17 protein-coding genes are annotated in these 18,928 nt (G+C 66.8%); 6 read left to right on the top strand and 11 right to left on the bottom strand.

Translation table 11 applies throughout. The annotated features are described in order from the left end of the window. Positions 1-45: 45 nt before the first annotated feature. Together ACQY4K_RS15690 and ACQY4K_RS15685 are read left to right on the top strand one after the other, a co-directional pair. Complete coding sequence (locus ACQY4K_RS15690) at positions 46-684, top strand: class I SAM-dependent methyltransferase (RefSeq protein ID WP_428391120.1); 639 nt, start codon at positions 46-48, stop codon at positions 682-684. Positions 685-694: 10 nt separating this feature from the next. Next, positions 695-1,339 (top strand): hypothetical protein, encoded by a 645-nt coding sequence (locus ACQY4K_RS15685; RefSeq protein WP_428391119.1) that lies wholly within the window; start codon positions 695-697, stop codon positions 1,337-1,339. Here ACQY4K_RS15685 and ACQY4K_RS15680 read toward each other — a convergent pair. Continuing rightward, on the bottom strand, positions 1,250-2,932 hold the full coding sequence (locus ACQY4K_RS15680; protein ID WP_428391118.1) for an aminotransferase class III-fold pyridoxal phosphate-dependent enzyme: 1,683 nt from the start codon (positions 2,930-2,932) through the stop codon (positions 1,250-1,252). The genes ACQY4K_RS15685 and ACQY4K_RS15680 overlap by 90 nt on opposite strands. A gap of 44 nt (positions 2,933-2,976) precedes the next feature. Between ACQY4K_RS15680 and asd the strand changes: the two genes are divergently transcribed. Then, the gene (asd, locus tag ACQY4K_RS15675) at positions 2,977-3,840 is read left to right on the top strand and encodes an archaetidylserine decarboxylase (RefSeq protein ID WP_428391117.1); all 864 of its coding nucleotides are present in this window, start codon (positions 2,977-2,979) and stop codon (positions 3,838-3,840) included. Between the two features lie 120 nt (positions 3,841-3,960). Continuing rightward, positions 3,961-4,686, top strand: coding sequence for an aquaporin Z (gene aqpZ, locus ACQY4K_RS15670; RefSeq protein ID WP_428391116.1), 726 nt, complete (start codon positions 3,961-3,963; stop codon positions 4,684-4,686). An 18-nt stretch (positions 4,687-4,704) separates the two neighbouring features. Here aqpZ and ACQY4K_RS15665 read toward each other — a convergent pair whose 3' ends face one another. Together ACQY4K_RS15665 and ACQY4K_RS15660 are read right to left on the bottom strand one after the other, a co-directional pair. Then, positions 4,705-5,787, bottom strand: a complete 1,083-nt coding sequence (locus ACQY4K_RS15665; RefSeq protein ID WP_428396162.1) for an alkene reductase — start codon at positions 5,785-5,787, stop codon at positions 4,705-4,707. A 266-nt stretch (positions 5,788-6,053) separates the two neighbouring features. After that, the gene (locus ACQY4K_RS15660; protein ID WP_428391115.1) at positions 6,054-7,418 is read right to left on the bottom strand and encodes a cytochrome P450; all 1,365 of its coding nucleotides are present in this window, start codon (positions 7,416-7,418) and stop codon (positions 6,054-6,056) included. A 91-nt stretch (positions 7,419-7,509) separates the two neighbouring features. On the opposite strand from ACQY4K_RS15660, the gene ACQY4K_RS15655 reads away from it, so the two are divergent. Continuing rightward, positions 7,510-8,103, top strand: coding sequence for a hypothetical protein (locus ACQY4K_RS15655; RefSeq protein ID WP_428391114.1), 594 nt, complete (start codon positions 7,510-7,512; stop codon positions 8,101-8,103). On the opposite strand, the gene ACQY4K_RS15650 is transcribed toward ACQY4K_RS15655, so the two are convergent. The 8 genes from ACQY4K_RS15650 to ACQY4K_RS15615 all read right to left on the bottom strand — a co-directional run bounded on the left by ACQY4K_RS15650 (position 8,024) and on the right by ACQY4K_RS15615 (position 18,188). Beyond that, positions 8,024-9,556 (bottom strand): complex I subunit 4 family protein, encoded by a 1,533-nt coding sequence (locus tag ACQY4K_RS15650; protein WP_428391113.1) that lies wholly within the window; start codon positions 9,554-9,556, stop codon positions 8,024-8,026. The genes ACQY4K_RS15655 and ACQY4K_RS15650 overlap by 80 nt on opposite strands. 55 nt (positions 9,557-9,611) lie before the next feature. Then, the gene (gene mutL, locus ACQY4K_RS15645; RefSeq protein ID WP_428391112.1) at positions 9,612-11,519 is read right to left on the bottom strand and encodes a DNA mismatch repair endonuclease MutL; all 1,908 of its coding nucleotides are present in this window, start codon (positions 11,517-11,519) and stop codon (positions 9,612-9,614) included. Then, complete coding sequence (locus ACQY4K_RS15640) at positions 11,437-12,012, bottom strand: DUF3035 domain-containing protein (RefSeq protein ID WP_428391111.1); 576 nt, start codon at positions 12,010-12,012, stop codon at positions 11,437-11,439. The genes mutL and ACQY4K_RS15640 overlap by 83 nt, the downstream gene beginning before the upstream one ends. Positions 12,013-12,212: 200 nt before the next feature. Next, positions 12,213-13,244 carry a YncE family protein gene (locus ACQY4K_RS15635; protein ID WP_428391110.1) on the bottom strand — a complete coding sequence of 344 codons (1,032 nt, stop codon included), beginning with the start codon at positions 13,242-13,244 and terminating at the stop codon, positions 12,213-12,215. A 394-nt stretch (positions 13,245-13,638) separates the two neighbouring features. Beyond that, positions 13,639-14,109 (bottom strand): signal peptidase II, encoded by a 471-nt coding sequence (gene lspA / locus ACQY4K_RS15630; RefSeq protein WP_428391109.1) that lies wholly within the window; start codon positions 14,107-14,109, stop codon positions 13,639-13,641. A gap of 11 nt (positions 14,110-14,120) precedes the next feature. Continuing rightward, the gene (gene ileS / locus ACQY4K_RS15625) at positions 14,121-16,856 is read right to left on the bottom strand and encodes an isoleucine--tRNA ligase (protein ID WP_428391108.1); all 2,736 of its coding nucleotides are present in this window, start codon (positions 16,854-16,856) and stop codon (positions 14,121-14,123) included. A gap of 29 nt (positions 16,857-16,885) precedes the next feature. Further along, the gene (locus tag ACQY4K_RS15620; RefSeq protein WP_428391107.1) at positions 16,886-17,824 is read right to left on the bottom strand and encodes a bifunctional riboflavin kinase/FAD synthetase; all 939 of its coding nucleotides are present in this window, start codon (positions 17,822-17,824) and stop codon (positions 16,886-16,888) included. 76 nt (positions 17,825-17,900) lie between these two features. Then, entirely contained in the window at positions 17,901-18,188 is a 288-nt protein-coding gene (locus tag ACQY4K_RS15615; RefSeq protein ID WP_428391106.1) for a twin-arginine translocase TatA/TatE family subunit, read from the bottom strand. A 178-nt stretch (positions 18,189-18,366) separates the two neighbouring features. Between ACQY4K_RS15615 and ACQY4K_RS15610 the strand changes: the two genes are divergently transcribed. Continuing rightward, positions 18,367-18,927, top strand: coding sequence for a cytochrome b (locus tag ACQY4K_RS15610; RefSeq protein WP_428391105.1), 561 nt, complete (start codon positions 18,367-18,369; stop codon positions 18,925-18,927). The last annotated feature ends 1 nt before the right edge of the window (position 18,928 follow it).

Raw genomic sequence — 18,928 nt, 5'->3', positions numbered from 1 at the left:
GAGGTTTATCCGAACCGACACCGGACTGATGTGGAACGCGGTGGCATGACAGCCGAGATGCAAAGTGCCCGCGTCGCCACGGCCTACAGCCAGTGGGCGCCGGTCTATGACGCGGTCTTCGGCCCGGTGTTCCGCGCCGGCCGGCTCGCCGCCGTGGCGGCGGCGGAGCAAATCGGCGGCCGCATTCTCGAAGTCGGCGTTGGCACCGGCCTGTCGCTGCCCGCCTATAGCCGCAGCAGCCGGATCATCGGCATCGACATCGCGGAGCCGATGCTTGCGAAGGCCAGGCTGCGGGTGAAGCGCCAGTCACTGGGCAACGTCGAAGACATCATGGTGATGGACGCCGAATGCCTGGAGTTTGCGGACGCTGCCTTCGATGTGGTCGTCGCGCACTATGTCGTCACCGCCATCGCCAATCCGGAGCGCGCACTCGACGAGTTCGCGCGCGTGGTCAGGCCGGGCGGCGAGATCATTCTCACCAGCCGTATCGGTGCCGAGTCCGGTCTGCGCGGCAGCATCGAGAAATGGCTGATGCCGGTGACCACCCGCCTCGGCTGGCGAACCGATTTCGCCTGGTCGCGCTACGCGGACTGGTGCGCGCATCGCGCCAACGTGCGCCTGCTGGAGCGCCGTCCGCTGCCGCCGTTCGGTCATTTTCAACTCATTCGGTTTCTTCGAACTTGAGGGGATTTCATTGACCCGATTCCTGCGAGACCTCAAGGAACAGCGCTGGGACGACCATCGCTACTACCACCACAGCCGGATCAACCAGTCGCTGCATCTGCTCAGTGCCGTGACGTTCGTCGTGGCCTACGGCGTCGCGTTCAAGGATCCGGCAGCGGCCGCCCTGCTCGGCTGGCTGATTGCAATGACCAGCCGGCAGATCGGGCATCTGGTGTTCGAGCCGAAGGGCTATGACAACGTCAATCAGGCCACGCACGACTACAAGGAAGCGATCAAGGTCGGCTATAACCTCAAGCGCAAGATCGTTCTGATGGCAGTCTGGGCGCTGTCGCCACTGCTGTTCGTGTTCGATCCCACCCTGCATGGCCTATGCGCCGCACCCGCCTCGGCGCTGGCGTTCGCGCACCATGTCGGCATGCTGTGGCTTGTCATCGGCGTGGGCAGCCTGCTGTTTCGAATGGCGCAACTGCTGGCTGCCCGCGACCTGCGAACCGCGCTAGTCTGGGCCACCAAGATCCTCACCGATCCGTTCCATGACATCGGGCTGTATTACCGTGCGCCCGCTTCATTGTTTGGCAGGCGACGGGCGAGCACGGATGCGGAGGACTTCCAGGCGTGTCATCAGCATCTCACGGAGCACCTGGCGTCGCAGTGAGCGGTTGCTGGTGCCGCCGGTCCACCACCAGCCGTCGGCCTGCATGGCGCGGCAGGCCTGGATGAAGCGGACGCTGATCGCCTCGAACGCATCATCGTTGGTGTTCAGGCTGAAAATCAATCGCCCAGTGCCGACCCAGCTCAGCGCGATTCCAGCGGCGCGAAGATAATATTGCAGCATCCAGTTATAGCGCGACGGGACACTATAGCAGACGGTCCAGATCGAGGAGAGGTTGGCCACCCTGACCGGCAACATGGCGTCGTGCAGCCGCCCATTGAGCGCCGATGCACGGGCGTCCCAAAGCCGGTCGAGATCCTGGTACAGCGCCGCGGTGGCGGGCTGGTCCAGATGATCGAGAAACGCCGCCATCGCTCCCATCACATAGGGATGCGCATTGAAGGTGCCGCGTGCCAGGCAGACGTCGACGGGCCGGTCGTCACGGAAGCGTTTCATCACCGCCGCCCGGCCGCACAGCACGCCGACCGGCAGTCCGCCGCCGAGCGTCTTGCCGTAGGTGACAAGATCGGGTTGTACATCGAAATATGCTGCCGCCCCGCCTCGTGCCAGGCGAAAGCCGGTGAACACCTCATCGAGGATGAGCACGATGCCGCGCGCATAGCAGACCGCCCGCAGCGCGCGCAGCCAGCGCGTGTAGGCGTCGCGGTCGACACCGGCGCCGCGCGAACTGTCGAGCAGCGCGCCGTCCGCAGGGGCGGCGCGATTGGGATGCAGCGCCTGCAGCGGATTGACCAGCACGCAGGCGATGTCGCGACGCTGGCGGAGCACGCGCAGAGTGCGCTCGGACATCTCCGCCAGCGTCAGCGTGCGGCCGGGGAGTGTGGGGTTGCCGATGCCCGGCTGCACGTCGTCCCACCAGCCGTGATAGGCGCCGCAGAAGCGCACGATTCGCGGGCGTCCGGTGTGGTAGCGCGCAAGCCGCACCGCCTGCATCACCGCTTCGGTGCCCGACATGTGAAACGACACCTCGTCGAGACCCGACAGCGCACGCAGCCGCGTGACGTTCTCGGCGACGACCGGGTGATAGGCGCCGAGCACCGGGCCAAGCTCGGCCACCCGTTCGGCGCCGCGCGCGATGCAGCTCTTGTAGACATCGTAGCCGAGCAGATTGACCCCGTAGGAGCCGGTAAGATCATGGAACATATTGCCGTCGAGGTCGGTCACCGTGGCCGCCGAGCCGGCCGCGAGAAAGCCGCCGACCGGCAGATGCTCGCGCACCAAGTCCCTGAACTGGAACGGCACGCGGTAGCCGGAAGTGAATTGCAGGTCGGACAGCGCGGGCGCCGTCGCTGCCGTCAGCGCATTCGTTTTCTCGAATTTAGCGGCGTAGAGCTGCGCCAACCGAAAAAAGCCGTCGCGGCGCAGCTCGGCGATCGGCGGGGGCGCCTGATCGACGCAAAACATCCGCGACGCGTCATAGCCATGATACGGGATCATTCCAGCCACGCGCCGTGCCAATCCGGCATGTCCGGCGAGCGAGGGGTGTTTCGCTTGCGACAGCAGCAGGCGCTGCCTGCCGGATTGCGCAAGGGCCACGACGCTCCCGGTCGCGACAGCAAGCAACCAGGGCCGCATCAGCACTCCCTCATAGCGCGCGTCCGCACGAAGCAAGCAATGCGATGACGCGGGCTTCCATCATAGCCCGCATCACGCGGCAGGAAGATGTGAACTTCCTGCTAACAAATGCCATGCCGCGACGCCTGGCGACCCGTCTGGTAGGGTGGCTCAGCCGGATCAAACAACCGCTGATTTGCAGCCTGTTGCTGCGACTCTGGCAGGTGTTCGCCGAGATCGATTTCAGCGACGCCGCGGAAACCCGGTTCAGGAGCCTGCATGACTGTTTCACCCGCACGCTCAAGCCGGGCGCGCGGCCGATCGATCCGGACCCGGCAATCCTGGTCAGCCCCTGCGACGGCATCGTCGGCGCCCATGGCATCGTCCGCGACGGCGCGATGCTGCAGGTGAAGGGCTCGACCTATGGACTGCGCGACCTGCTCGACGACGATCGTCACGCGGCGTCTCTCAATGACGCGCGCTACGTTACCCTGCGCCTGACATCGGGGATGTATCACCATTTCCATGCGCCGCATGACTGTACCGTGGCGGCGGTGTCACACATCCATGGCGACGTCTTTAACGTCAATACAGCGACCTTGCGACGCATCGACAGGCTGTTCTGCCGCAATGAGCGCGCCGTGATCAGCGCCCGGCTCGCGGATGGCGGGGAGCGCCTCACCTTGATCGCGGTCGCGGCGATCCTGGTGGCCGGAATCCGACTGCGCGCCATCGCTTTGCCCCCCGCCGGCGCCCGCGTGACGTGCGACGTGCGCGTTCGTAAAGGCTGCGAACTTGGCTGGTTCGAGCACGGCTCGACCATCATCGTCATCGCACCCGCGTCCTTCGAGGTCTGCGCGGATGTCGAAGCAGGCACGATGATCCGGGTCGGCCGGCCGCTGCTGCGCCGGCGCGCGCCGCACGCCTGAGCGCCTCGGGACGCTCACGTCCAGTTTTACGAAAATGTTTTGCTTTTCGACGCATTTCGGCGGAGATTATCTCCAAGTCGAGACGTTGGCTGGCTCCAAGCGAGGCTCCTGATGCAAGACATGCAGCGGCGTTTGGCCGCGGAATTTCTGGGAACGTTCTGGCTGGTGTTTGGCGGTTGCGGCGCCGCGGTGTTCTCCGCCGCGTTCCCGCAATACGGCATCGGCTTCACCGGCGTGGCATTTGCCTTCGGCCTGACGGTGCTGACCATGGCCTACGCGGTCGGTCACATCTCCGGCGGCCATTTCAACCCGGCCGTGACGCTGGGCCTATGGGCAGCCGGGCGCTGCGCCAATAAACACGTACTGCCCTATATCGCAGTCCAGTTGGCCGGCGCCATCTGCGCCTCGGCGGTGCTGTGGACAATCGCGTCCGGGCAGCCCGGTTGGGAGCCCAAGGGCTTCGCCGCAAACGGCTACGGCGCGCTCAGTCCGGGGCACTATTCAATCGGCGCCTGCTTTCTGACCGAGCTGATACTGACCTTCTTCTTCCTGATGATCATCGTCGGTACGACCTCGAAGGGCGCCGCGGTCGGCTTTGCCGGCATTCCGATCGGCCTCGGCCTGACCTTGATCCATCTCATCGCGATCCCGGTTACCAACACGTCGGTCAATCCGGCGCGCAGCACCGCGCCGGCCTTGTTCGCGGGTGGCGCCTATATCGGCCAGCTCTGGATGTTCTGGCTGGCGCCGCTCGCCGGCGCCATGCTCGCGGGCTATCTTGCCCGGATCCTATACGGCCCGGCCGACGTCATCGACACCGTGGTGACGCGGGCGAGGCCGGCCTGAGCTCGTGCAGCTAAGGCCTCAGGCGGCGTTGAGCTTCGCGTAGTCGGTGTAGCCTTCCGGGCCCTGGCTGTACCATGTCGCCATGACGTCCGGGTTCAACGTGGCACCGGTCCGGATGCGCGCCGGCAGGTCGGGATTGGCGAGGAACGGACGGCCGAAGGCGATTGCGTCCGCAACATTGCTGTCCAGGGCGGCTTGGCCGCGGGTGCCGTCATAATCCGAGTTCAGCACCAGCGGGCCGCCAAACGCGGCCTTGATCGCGGGGGCCACGGCCGGGTGGGCGGCGCGGCCGAAGGTGCCGTGCTCGCCCGGCTCGCGCAGTTCAAGAAAGGCGATGCCGATCTCGCCAAGCACGCGGGCGGCGGCCGTGAACAAGGCGGCCGGGTCGCTGTCGTCGACACCCTGGATCGCCTCGTTCGGCGACAGCCGGACTGCGGTGCGCCCGGGCCCGACCGTCTCCGCCACCGCCTGCGTCACCTCGCGCAGCAGCCGCACGCGGCAGGCCACATCGCCGCCATAGTCATCGTCGCGGTGATTGCTGTTGTCGCGCAGGAACTGGTCGATCAGGTAGCCATTGGCGGCGTGGATCTGCACGCCGTCGAAGCCCGCATCCATGGCGAGGGCCGCGGCGGTGCGGTAGTCCGCGAGCAGGCGCGCGATTTCGCCGGTCTGCAGGGCACGGGCCATGCCGTAGGGCTGCTTGCCGGCATAGGTATGCGCCCGGCCGGGTGCGATGGTCGCCGAGGAGGATACCGGTGCGGCACCTTCAAGGAAATCGGGATGCACCAGCCTGCCCATGTGCCAGAGCTGGCACAGGATCCGGCCGCCGGCCTGGTGCACGGCCGCGACCACTGGCGTCCAGGCACGCCTCTGCGCGTCGTTCCAGATGCCGGGGGCGTAGGGCCAGCCGAGTCCCTCACGGCTGATGCCGGTGGCCTCGGAGATGATCAGTCCCGCACTGGCGCGCTGGGCATAATACTCGGCCATGATCGGCGTGGGGACATGATCCGCACTGGCGCGGCCGCGGGTCAGCGGCGCCATCAGGATGCGGTTGGGTGCCGCGATGGCGCCGAGCTGGATCGGGTCGAACAGAGAGGGCATGTGGGTCTCGCTTACGAATCGCTTGAAGGACATGTCGGCCGTGTCCTAATCTGCCACGAGCAACAACTGAAAGGAGGTGATCCAGTGTCTCATTGTTTGACGAAGGTGTCGCTTACAGCGGCCGGGACGATTGATACCGTGATCACCCGGGTTGGGATTGCCGCCAGCGCCAACGCACTGCCGGCCTGACCGAACGCTTCACGCGACGGGCTTCAGACAATGGAAGGCTCCGGGGCGCTCCCCGGAGCCTTTATTGTATGGAGCCTTTATTGCATCCGGCTGGTCAGCAGGAACGGCACCGGCCGGTCCGGCTGGGTGGTGATCAGCCCGCGCGGACGCACCTGCGTCGTGCCGATCAGGTCGAGCTTGAAGCGGCGCAGCAGGCTGGCCAGCACCAGCACGCCTTCGTTCAGCGCGAACTGCGCGCCGACACAGACACGCGGACCGGCGCCGAACGGAATATAGACCATCCGGTCGGGCGGCGGCGCACCCGACATGAAGCGTTCCGGATCGAACCGCTCCGGCTGGTGCCAATGCGCATGATGGCGATGCAGCACCCAGGGCGAGATGCTGACGATGGTGCCGGGGGCAATCTTGTGGCCGGCGATCTCGTCCGGGCCCTGCGCCTCGCGCACGATCAGGTAGGCCGGCGGATACAACCGCAAGGTCTCGTCGAGAAAGGCGCGGGTGAAGCGCAATTTGCCGACCGCGCCCTCGGCGGCGAGATCCACCGACTGCGCCTCCTCGGCGATCCGCTCCTGCATCCGCGGCCGCATCGCGGCAATGGTGGCGGCCCAGAACAGCGACACGGCGGTGGTCTCGTGCCCGGCGAGGATCAGGGTGGAGACCTCGTCGCGCAGCTGCGCGTGATTGAAGCCCTCATTGGTCTGCGGATCGCGGGCGTCGCGCAGCAGATCGAGCAGGTCGCGCGGTTCGTCCCCGCTCCTGGCATTTGCGTCGCGCGCGACGATGATACGGTCGATCAGCGCCAGCCAGTCCTCGCGGAACGCGGCACGGCCACGATCCAGCGGCGAGGCGACGTCAGGCGGCAGCATCAGGTCGAGCACGCCGACCTTGGCGTAGTTGAGCGCATAGCGCAGCATCAGCGCGCGCATGTCCGCGCCGAAGCGGCCCATCTCCAGCGAAAACATCGACTGCCCGGCGACATCCAGGGTGAGCCGCTGCAGCGCGCCGAGCAGGTTGAGCGGACGTCCGCGACGCGCCTCGAGTTCGACCAGGGCGGCGTTCGTCACCCGCAGGATATGCCGGGTCAGGATCGGCATCACCCGTGGCGCCAGGCTGGGCGCGATCGCCCGGCGCTGGTGACGCCACGCCTCGCCCTCGGCGAGAAACAGGCCCTGGCCCAGGATCGGCCGCAGCACACGACGGGTCGGGGCGCTGCGCTGGTAGTTGTCGTGATTGCCGAGCAGCACGTGACGGATCGCGTCCGGATCGTTGAGCAGGATCTGGCCGCGTCCAAGGAAGCGGCCGGGCAGGATTGCCTGCTCGTAGGCCTCCGGTCCCCAGAGTTCGAGCGGATTGCGACGCAGCACGAGGAAGGCTTCGAGCTGCGAACGCCTGCCAATACGGAGTGGCGGCGTGGGGAGCGGACGGTCGTGATGTGCAAGCATGATCGTCAAATGAAGTGGCGGCGGCCGAAGTTGCAAGCCGCCGCAACCACGGGCACTGTCTTGCTCGTTAGATCAGGATCGATGGCCCAGCGTGAACCCGGCAGTGCCCGCCTTGTTCGGCAGTGTGGCGACGGCGATCGCGATCTTCGGCGGCGGCCTCGCCGTGGAACTCTTCCGGCATCGTCGCGCCCGGATCGGCATGGCACTGGCCTTGGCCGGCGCCATCGACGCGCTACTGCATCTGGTTGAAGCGCGCGACATTTCCGGTAAGCTCGCCACGATGCATGACGACTTCGAGGCCGGTCGCCCGGTCAGGAGTGCGCCCGTAATGGGGCCCAACCAGCCGTTCCAGACCATCACCGAAGCCTATGCCGGCGACCTCGGCAATCTCGGTGGCGACCTGCCCTTTCGCGTGGCCCGCTTCGTCACCCACAGCTACGGCATCCAACTCGACCTGCTCCGGCTCAGCGGCGATGCGGACGACGTCAAAATCAAGCTCGCGTTGATCCGCGAGATCGGAACATTGTGGCAGGAGACCAGTGCGGTCGGGCAGGCGCTGGTGGCGGATCTCAGGTCGGTGGCAGGTCTTGGTGCGGTGGCAGGTCTCAGCGCGCCGCCACCACGGGATGCGGCGCCGGATAGCCATGACCGTAGGACTGCGCCAGAACCTCCACGGTCGGATTGAACACCCGGGTGAACGAGGACGGGTGCACCCCCATCCACAGGGTGACCACCGCGAGCGGCACCAGCACGGCGCGTTCGCGCGCATTCAGATCGCGCAAGGCCGCGACCAGGCCGGAGGCGGCGCCGAACATCACCCGTCGCACCATCACCAGCATGTAGACGGCGCCCACGATCATCCCCATGCCGGAGAGCAGCGCCACCCAGAAACCGATCTGGATCGCGCCGATCATCACCAGCAGCTCGCCGACGAAGGCGCCGGTGCCGGGCAGTCCGACATTGGCCATCGCAAACAGCATCAGCAGCGTCGCCAGCACCGGCATGCGGTGCGCCACGCCGCCGAAGCGGGCGGTCTCGCGCGAGCCGATGCGGCCGCCGAGCATGCCGACCATCAAAAACAGGGCGGCGATGATGATGCCGTGGCTGAGCATCTGAAACAGCGCGCCATTGATCCCGGGCCCGTTCAGGGTGAACAGCCCGACCAGGATCAGGCCCATATGCGAGAACGAGGAGTAGGCCACCAGGCGCTTCATATCGGTCTGCACGAGGGCGATGATCGCGGCATAGATCACCGCGATGATGCCCAGGCCGATCATCCAGGGCGCTGCGCGCTGAGCGGCATCGGGCAGCATGCCGATGGAGAAGCGCAGGAACCCGTAGGCGCCGGCCTTGGACAGCACGCCGGAGATCAGCACCGCCGCCGGCGCCGGCGCCTCGGTGTAGGCGTCCGGCATCCAGCCATGCAGCGGGAACAGCGGCAGCTTCACGCCAAAGGCGAGGGCGAGACAGACGAACATCCACATCTGTGTGGCGGGCGCGAAATGCGTGCGCAGCAGCACCGGGATATCGGTGGTGCCGGCGATATGCCACATCACCAGCAGCGCGATCAGCATGAACAGCGAGCCGCCGAAGGTGAACAGGAAGAACCGCACCGACGCCGTGACCCGTCGCGCGCTGCTGCCCCAGATGCCGATCAGCAGGCTGGCCGGGATCAGGGTCGCCTCGAAGAACACGTAGAACACGATGAAATCGAGTGCCGAGAACAGACCGATCAGGGTGGTCTCGAGCAGCAGCAGAGTGAGCATGTAGTCGCGAACGCGGTCCCCCGCGATGCGCCAGGAGCCCAGAACCGCAACCGGGGTCAGCGCCGTGGCCAGCAGCACGAACAGCAGGCTGATGCCGTCGAGGCCGACATGATAGGAGACGCCAAAGCCGCTCATCCAGCGCGCGCGCTCCTGGAACTGAAATCCCGGCCGGTTCGGATCAAAGCCGAGCCACAGGAAGATGGACAACACGAACACCACCAGGCTGGTCCAGAGTGCGACCTGGCGGGCGGTGGCCTGAGCGGTCTCGCCGCGCAACAGCAGCAACGCCAGCGCGCCGAGCAGCGGCAGGAAGGTCACCAGGGAGAGCAGGGGCAGATGCACGTGGCGGTCTCGATCCTCGGGGCGGCGCATCCTAGCCAGCTTGGCCGGCTCTGCCCAGATCAGGTCCCGCCTTCAGGCCCCACCTTTACGTACGCCCGAACATCCGCTCGAGCTCGTGGCGGCTGAGCCGGAGATAGGTCGGCCGCCCGTGCGAGCAGGTGGCGGCGCGCGGCGTCGCCTCCATCTGGCGCAGCAGCGCGTCCATCTCCTCGCGTTGCAGCCGACGTCCGGCGCGAATGCTGCCGTGGCAGGCGAGACGCGCGATCACCGCGTCGAGACGCGCGGTCAAGGCCGAGGCTTCGTTCGGGTCGGCCAATTCGTCGGCACCAAGCTCGTCGGCGAGATCGCGCAGCAGGACGGCGGGATCGGGACTGCCGAGCAGCGCCGGCAAGGCCCGCACCAGCAGCGCCTCGCCGCCGAACGCCTCGAAGGCCAGACCCAGCCGTCCCAGCATGTCCGCATGCACGAGCAGCCGGGCCGCGGCACCACGCGGCAGCTCCACCACCTCCGGCAGCAGCAGCCGCTGCGACACGACCGTGCCGGCCAGGCACTGCGCGCGCAGGGTCTCGTGCGTCAGGCGTTCGTGCGCTGCGTGCTGATCGACCAGCACCAGGCTCTGATCGGCGGCGACCGCGATCACATAGGTGTCGAGCACCTGGGCCACCGCCGCCCCCAGCGGATGGTCCGTCGTGGCGATCGCGGGAGCAAGGTGGCCGCCGCGGGCTTGCGGCGCTGTGTTGAAATCCAGGGACGCAATCGGCGCGGCGGCCTCGGCAAAGCCCGCCTGGACCGCGGCAGGCTCGGGCGGATACCAGATCCGCGCGGCGGCGGCGCGCGGCAGCGGCGACAGCCCGGCACGCCCGGCGCCGCCGCCCAGCGCCCGCTGCAAGGCGGAGATCACCAGCCCGCGCACCGACGCCGCATCGGCAAAGCGCAGCTCGGTCTTGGCCGGATGCACATTGACGTCGACCCGCTCGTGCGGGATGTCGAGAAACAGCGCCAGCACCGGGTGCCGCCCGGCGGCGATCACCATGCGATAGGCGACGCGCACCGCCGTACGCAGCACCGGATCGACCACTGGCCGGCCATTGACGACCAGATATTGCCCAGCCGCGGTGGCGCGACTGACCGAGGCGGCGCAGGCGAAGCCGCGCAACGCCATGCCGTCGCGGTCTGCTTCGATGTTGAGCAGCCCGTCCGGCGTGGCACCCGACTCCGCAAGCAAGGCGGCACTGCGGGCCGCGCGGTCGGTGGGTGGCAGCGCCAGCACGTTTCTGCCGTCGATGGTGAGGTCGAAGCCGATCCGCGGCGCCGCCATCGCCAGCCGGCGCAGCACCGTCTCGGCATGCGCCGCCTCAATCCGCGGACTTTTCAGGAACTTGCGGCGCGCCGGCGTGGCGAAGAACAAATCCTCGACCAGCACCCTGGTGCCGAAGCTGCCGGCGGCCGGCATGCAATCGCCCACGACGCCACCCTCGACCCGCAAAGCCCACGCTTCCGCAGCCCCCGCCGATGCTTCCCCCGATGCTCCCCCCGATGCTTCCCCCGATGCTCCCCTCGGGCGCGAGGTCAGGCAGAGCCGCGCGGCCGCACCAATTGCGGGCAGCGCCTCGCCGCGGAAGCCGAGGGTGGCGATGCGCACCAGGCTTTCGTCGGCGAGCTTGGAGGTGCAGTGCCGCAGCACCGCCAGGCCGAGTTCGGCTGGTGTCATACCGGCGCCGTCGTCGGTGACGGTGATGCGCTCGATGCCGCCGCCATCGAGGCCGACCGAGATGTGCGCGGCACCGGAGTCGATCGCGTTCTCGACCAGCTCCTTGACCACAGCGGCCGGCCGCTCAATCACCTCGCCGGCGGCAATCCTGTCGACCAGTATTGCGGGCAGCAGCCGGATCGCGGCCGCTTGGCTCACCTTACTGGCCGCCGAACCAGCCCGGCTTGCTGATTTTCCGGGTGGGCGTCGCGCCGTCGGTCGGTGGCCGACCGAGGGCGGCATTCTCCTCGAGACGCTGCTTTTCGGGGCCGGCGTCCACCACCGAGCCGGCGCGGCCACCGTGCCAGAACATCAGCTCGTTGACGAAACCGGTTCCGGGCTGGTCGAGCTCGCCATGCCCGGCGCCGACTGGTGCCGCGGCCTTGGCGCTGGCGGAGGCGACCAGGGCGGACTGGCCCGCGGAGTTGGTCCCGGCGTCGCCTTGCAGGGCCACGTCCGGCGCCAGCGTCTCCTCTGCCTCCAGGCGGGAGCTCTGTTCCTGCGGCCGCGGCGCGCCGGGTTGCGGGTTCGGCAGTTCGGATTGCGGCGGCATCGAGAGCGGCGCCCGCGTGGTCACCGTGTACTCGTCGGGGGCGTCACGAACCAGGCCGAAATCGCGCTCGATATCGTGCCCGGAGCAGCCGGCCAGCAGGGCGCAGGCCAGCACTCCCGAGAGGGCGGCTGGTCGAACGGAAGCTCGGACTCTGGGGCGAGCCGAAGGACGCGTTGTGCGCATGGCGCCTCTTTAGCCCCGATTCGCAGGTTCGGGCAAGCAGAGGGAAGCCGATATCAGCCGTCCGACATTCTGTTGTCAGACGCGCGATCGATATGACTTGTATCTCCGGGCTGCGACAGAAACTGTCTGGGCTGCATGAGTTTGGAGCGGCGGACTACCAAGCCGCCTGGTTGGACCGGTCCGACGCACTAGGCATAACCTCAGGGAGCCACGGTGAGGACACGAAACGTTCCGCGGATGATAAACGGCAGGCCGTCCGGGCCGGTCGGTCCAGCGTCCGCCGTGTCGGTGAAAATCCTGTGTGTCCTGAGATCGATGGTCAAGCTGTGGGTGCCCGGCTGCGTGGTGGCAACCTGAAGCAGCTCTTGATGGATTGAGCTGTCGACTTCGACTGCCGTAATTTTCCCGTCAACTGTGGAGGCAAATACCGTGCGGGTGCCCGGATCATATTCCACACTGTCCGGCAATGGACCGGTCGGGAACGTCGAGACGGTGCGACCAGTCCGCTGATTGATCACATCCAGCTCGCCGCTGAAACAACCGACGAATAACAGATGGTCGGCCTGATCGATGTCGATCGAGGAATTGGCGTGGCAACTCGGATCAACGGTATATTGGGCGACAACCCTGTCGGTGCGGGCATCGATCCTCGCGACCTTTCCGGTCGCGGGAAGATTGACGTAAATTGTGCCCTCGTGATCGTCCACGGCGAATTCCGGCGCAGAGCCAAGCGGAATATGATCGATAACCGTACGGCTTCGAGGATCGAAGACAAGGGCATCCTGACCTGCTGCACTGAAAAACACCGCATGACGGGTTTCCTCGTCATAGACCGCGGCGTCGGTTGCTTCGCCCAGCGGAAACACGCCTTTGACCTTGAGATCGGAGAGCCGGAACAAAGTCGTGCTGTCGGCGGGCCCGTTGCTCGTAAAACCAAGGTCGCGGCTCTCGACAGGAACGGCGCGATTCACCAACACGCCGGGGCCGCCAGGGATAGAACCCGCGCTGGCCAGCACGGAACCACTCGCGTCAAAGACGTCGACGCCACCGACACGGGTGACGAACAGTCTACGGTGCGACTGATCGAACGTAAGATAATCCCAAAGTCCCTCGCCAGGGACCGGCAATATATTTGTAATGTGGTATGTTGCGGGAGGTTCGCTCTTCGCTGTATTTAATGGTGCCAAAGAGAGACCCAATACAGCCGAGCTGATAATCGCATAACGGATCATGGCGTTTCCCGGACGTTTTATGGTTGATTTTAATTGGTCGTGTCAGGCTTTGAAACTATGGCGGGCTCGTAGAATACAATTTTGTATTATCTACTTCATAGTGCATAATGTTGCAACAGCAGCCTGAGCGCGATCTGCGCCGTCACCGTCTGGTTGATCAGGCCGAACCTGGTATCGGCGAGAACTGAAGCTCCATTCGTTGAACAGGCGCTACAAAGACGCTCTCGATGGTGCGGTCGCGACACGGCCACTGGACGCGGTACAGATTGAGCGGCCGGGAGCCGCCGCGCAGCGCCTCACCGGCGATGCCAGTGGCGCGATCTGCCAGACTCCCTAAGCAGGGGGGTGCCGGCGTTCAGCTGATGGTCGGCGCGTGCGGCATGATGCCCTGGCTTCAGCCGGCGCGTCGGCGCTCGAACAGGCTGTCGATCATCAGCACCGCCACGCCGCAGACGATCGAGGCGTCAGCCACATTGAACACATACCAGGACCAGCCAAAGGCGTGCGCATGGATGAAATCGACCACCGCGCCGTAGCGGATGCGGTCGATGACGTTGCCGATCGCACCGCCGGCGATCGCGCCCAATGCGATGGCCACGGAGGCGCGGTCGGTGCGCGCCATCCAGACCAGCAGCAGCGCCACCACCGCGACCGCCACCCCGGTCAGCAGCCACGGCCCGACACCGCCGAGCCCTTTGAACAGGCCGAAGGTGACGCCATGGTTCCAGACCATGGTCAGGTTCAACACCGGCAGCAGCGCGATCGAGCCGAGGGCCGGCAGGTCGAGGATATTGAGGATCCAGTATTTGCTGGCCTGGTCACAGACGAGTACGAGCAGCGCCACCGGCAAGCCCAACCTGATCATGCCCCCCCGGATCATGCCACCACGTCGGCGCACCGCAGGCACAAGGCGGGATGGTCGTGGCGGCTGCCGACCTCCTCGAGCACCCGCCAGCAGCGCGCGCACTTGGCGCCGGGTGCGGCGCGCACCGTCACCGTGACGGATGGCGACGGTGACAGCACGACCTTGGAGACGATCGCCAGCTCTTCCCAGTCTACCCCGCCGAATTCCCGCGCGTCCGCGTCGGGCATACCGAGCACGATCTCCGCCTGCAGCGAGGAGCCGACCACATTGTTGCGGCGCGCCGTCTCGATCTCGCTGGTGAGCAGCCGGCGCACGGCGCGCAGCCGGCTCCAGCGTTCGGCCAGCGGCGCATCCAGCCAGGCTTCCGGGATCTCCGGCAGACGCTGCAGATGCACGCTGTCGGTCTCGCCGTAGCGCGCGGTCCAGGCCTCCTCGGCGGTGAAACACAGCACCGGTGCAAGCCAGCAGCACAGGCAGCGATGCAGGATGTCGAGCACGGTGCGCGCGGCGCGCCGGCGTGGTGAGCCCGCGGCGTCGCAATACAGGCTGTCCTTGCGGATATCGAAATAAAACGCCGAGAGGTCGCCGGCGCAAAACGCGTGCAGCGCCGGATAGAAACCGACCCATTCATGCGTAGCCACCGCGTGGCGGAACTGCGCATCCAACGTCGCCAGCCGGTGCAGCACCCAGCGCTCGAGCTCGGGCATCGCGGCCGTCTCGATGCGCTCCGCGTCGCTGAAGCCGTCGAGTGCCCCGAGCAGCCAGCGCAGGGTGTTGCGCAACCGGCGATACAGTTCGGCTTGCTGCTTGAGGATTTCGGGACCGATCCGCAAATCCTCGTTGGTGTCGGAATTCATCACCCACAGACGCAGGATGTCGGCGCCCAGGGTGTCGCTTACCTGCTGCGGTGCCGTCACATTGCCGAGCGATTTGCTCATCTTGCGGCCCTGCTCGTCGAGCACGAAGCCGTTGGTCACCAGCGCCCGGAAGGGTGCCGCACCACGGGTGCCGACACTCTCCAGGAGGCTCATCTGGAACCAGCCGCGATGCTGGTCCGAGCCTTCCAGATAGAGATCGGCGGGGAACGGCAAATCAGCATCGCCCAACACGAAGGCATGGGTGGAGCCGCTCTCGAACCACACATCGACGATGTCGCGCACCTGCTCATAGGCGTTGGGGTCGCGTCCGGGACCGAGAAACCGCGAGGCCGGCGCGCTGTACCAGACGTCGGCACCCTCGTCGGCGAAGGCGTCGACGATGCGCGCCATCGCCTGGGGATCGCGCAGCACCTCCCCCGTGGCTTTTTCGACGAACACCGCGATCGGCACGCCCCAGGCACGCTGTCGCGAGATGCACCAGTCGGGCCGTCCCGCCACCATCGCGGTCAGCCGGTTGCGCGCCTGCGCCGGCACGAAGACGACCTGATCGAGTGCTGCGAGTGCCTGCGCGCGCAACGACTCGTCGCCGTCCATGCGGATGAACCATTGCGGCGTCGCCCGCCAGATCACCGGTGCACGCGAGCGCCATGAGTGCGGGATGGAATGTACCAGGCTGCCGCGGCCGAGCAGCGCGCCCGCGGCGTCGAGCGCCGCGCAGACCGGGTCCGCCGCCTTGAACACATGCCCTCCTGCGAGTAGCGGCACGGTGGCGGCATAGCGGCCGTCATCCTCGACGGTCTCCGGCACCGCGATACCGTGCGCGCTGGTCAGCGCGAAATCGTCCTCGCCGTGCCCTGGCGCCATATGCACCAGACCGGTGCCCTGCTCGGTGGTGACGAAATCGCCCGCCAGCAGCGGCACGTCGAAGTCGTAGCCCTGGCCGCGCCAGGGATGCGCGCACAGCACACCAGCCAGATCGGTGCCGGGCAGACGGTGCAGCACAGTGCAGGAGGCCGCGCCGGTCGCCTGCGCGAAGCTCTCGACCAGCGCGCTCGCCACCAGCAGCCGCCTCCCGTCGGCCTCGATCACCGCGTAGTCGATCGCGGGGCCGTAGCCGATGGCGCGGTTACCCGGAATGGTCCAGGGCGTCGTCGTCCAGATCGCGACACTGGTGTCGGCCAACACCCGGCCCGGCGTGGTGTCGCGGATCACGGCGAACGCCACCCAGATCGTGCTGCTGGTATGGTCGTGATATTCGATTTCGGCCTCGGCCAGAGCCGTCTTCTCGACCGGGCTCCATAGTACGGGACGCAGCCCACGATAGAGCTTGCCGTTGAGCAGGAAGCGGCCGATTTCGCCGGCGATCACCGCCTCGGAGCTGAAATCCATTGTTGCGTAGCGGTGCGCCCAGTCCGCCTGGATGCCGAGGCGGCGGAACTCCTCGGCCTGGATGTCGAGCCAGCGCTGCGCGTAGGCGCGGCACTCGGCACGAAACTGGCCGATCGGCACCTGGTCCTTGTCGCGGCCGGACTTGCGGTATTCCTCCTCGATCCGCCACTCGATCGGCAGGCCGTGGCAATCCCAGCCGGGCACGTAGCGCACCGCGAAGCCGGCCATGCGATGCGCGCGATTGATCACGTCCTTGAGGATCTTGTTCAGCGCATGGCCGATATGCAGATGACCGTTGGCATAAGGCGGCCCGTCATGCAGGGTGAAATTCGGCCGGCCGGCCGCGGCTTCGGCAATCCGCCGGTCGAGCCCGGTGGCTTCCCAGTGCGCCAGAATCGCGGGCTCGCGCTTGGCCAGGTCGCCGCGCATCGGGAATTCGGTCGCGGGCAGGAAGACGGTGTCTCGGTAATCACGCATCATGGGCACCCTGGTATGGCGTCCGTGCTGCCTCAGCCGCCCAGCTTGCGCAAGAGATACGCACGCGCCTGCCCCGCATCGCTGCCGATCTGTGCACGCAGCGCCTCCAGACCCTCGAACTTGTGCTCGCCGCGCAGCAGCGTGTGCAGCGCCACCGACAGCTCCTGGCCGTAAAGGTCACCCTCGAAGTCGAACAGATGCACTTCAAGCCGGCTCTCTGTGGTGTTGCTGACGGTGGGACGGCGGCCGATATTGGCAACACCGGGGTGGGTCGCGCCGTCCGGCAGCCGAATGGTCGCCGCATAGACGCCGCGCGCCGGCTCCAGGTGGCGGCCGAGCTGGATGTTGGCGGTGGGAAACCCGAGCAGGCGGCCGCGCTTGTCGCCGTGCTGGACGACGCCGCGCAACGCCCAGGGCCGGCCGAGCTCCTCGGTCGCGCGCTCCGGATAGCCGTCGAGCAGCGCCCGCCGGATCCGGCTCGAGGAGAACGGGCCGCCACTATCGGCGAGCGGCGGCACCAGGGTCAGACCGATGCCGAGACCCTCGGTCTGGGCGGCGAGCGAGACCACGTCACCGCCGCGACGGTGGCCAAAGGCGAAATCCGGGCCACAGGCGAGGTGACGCAGACCGAACGCCTCGTGCAGCACCTCCTGGACGAACCGCTCGGCGGAGAGGTGCGAAAAGGCGGTATCGAACGGGATTTCAAAGATGCGATCGACCCCGAGTGCTGCCAGGGCCGCATGGCGCTCGGACGGCAGGCTGAGACGGAACGGCGCGTCGTCTGGTCGGAACAGCTCACGCGGATGCGGCTCGAAGGTGACAACGCTGATCGGGGCGTCTGGCCGTGCCGCGTGCAAGGTGCGCAACAGATGCGCGTGGCCGAGATGCACGCCGTCAAAATTACCCAACGCGGCGATTGCGCCACGGGCGGCCTCGGGAATAGCCCGCCAGTCGGTGAACAAAGTCGTCATTCAGGCGGTCCACGGCACGTGGCTGCATCCGCGGCCCTGCAGGGTGGGCGCCAGCCTGGTCAGCCCAGCAGCCTGGTCAGACGTGCCGCACCGGCTCCTGCTGAACCGGCTGCGGAGCCGCACCTGGTGTCGGACGCGCCACCGGCGATGCCAGCGAGCCGGTCTGCGTCTGCGTGCCAGGGTGCGAGGATGGAAGCTGCGACCCCTGCGCCTCCATCGATTCGTCGTCAGCCATGTTGCGCTTGAACGACTTCACGCCCTTGGCAAAATCCCCCATCAAGGTGCTGACCTTGCCGCTGCCGCCGAACAGCAGCAATACGACCGCGAGCACGATGATCCAGTGCCAGATGCTCAAGCCACCCATGATACCCTCTCTCCGCCAGGCGGCGGAATGCCATCCGTTCGAGTCCTGCAAATGGCGCCATGCGCCGGACCATGCAAGCCTCTTATACGCCGCAGCCTTGGTCGCGGATGCCGGCGGTTCCCAGAGCCGGCATTCCGTGCCAACAACAATGTGTCACCCCCTCGCTTGGAGCACAGCGATGAGCATGACGACCACCGTCCGGCGCTACACCCTGACGGCGCAGGCCCTGCACTGGCTGACGGCGCTGCTGATGCTGTGCGTCGTGCCGCTGGCCTGGATCATGGTCAACATGGCCAAGAGCAATCCGTCACGCGGCCTGCTCTACGACCTGCACAAATCCTTCGGCCTGACTATCGTGTGCATCGTCGCGGTGCGCCTGGTCTGGCGTGCCAGCCATCCGGCGCCCCCATTGCCGACCGGCTTCGAGCGCTGGAACCGGGCGATGGCCTTCACCTCGCACTGGCTGCTATATCTCGTCCTGCTCGGCATGCCGATCAGCGGCTACATCCTGTCCTCCGCGGCAGGATACCCGGTCAGCTATTTCGGCCTGTTCACCCTGCCGCAACTGCCGAAGAACCCGGCGATGGCGCAAACCGCCACCTGGATCCATGTCGGACTCGGACAGTGGCTGGTCTATGGTCTCGTCGCCTTGCACGTGCTCGCCACGACTTGGCATGTCGCAATCCGCCGCGACGGCGTCCTCGGCCGCATGCTGCCGGAGCAGCACGAGCAGGTGTAGC

This window comes from Lichenicoccus sp., from assembly GCF_965276875.1.
Taxonomy (GTDB): Bacteria; Pseudomonadota; Alphaproteobacteria; order Acetobacterales; family Acetobacteraceae; genus Lichenicoccus.
The sequence above is the reverse complement of the archived record's forward strand: the minus strand, read 5'-3'. Positions and strand labels throughout refer to the sequence as shown.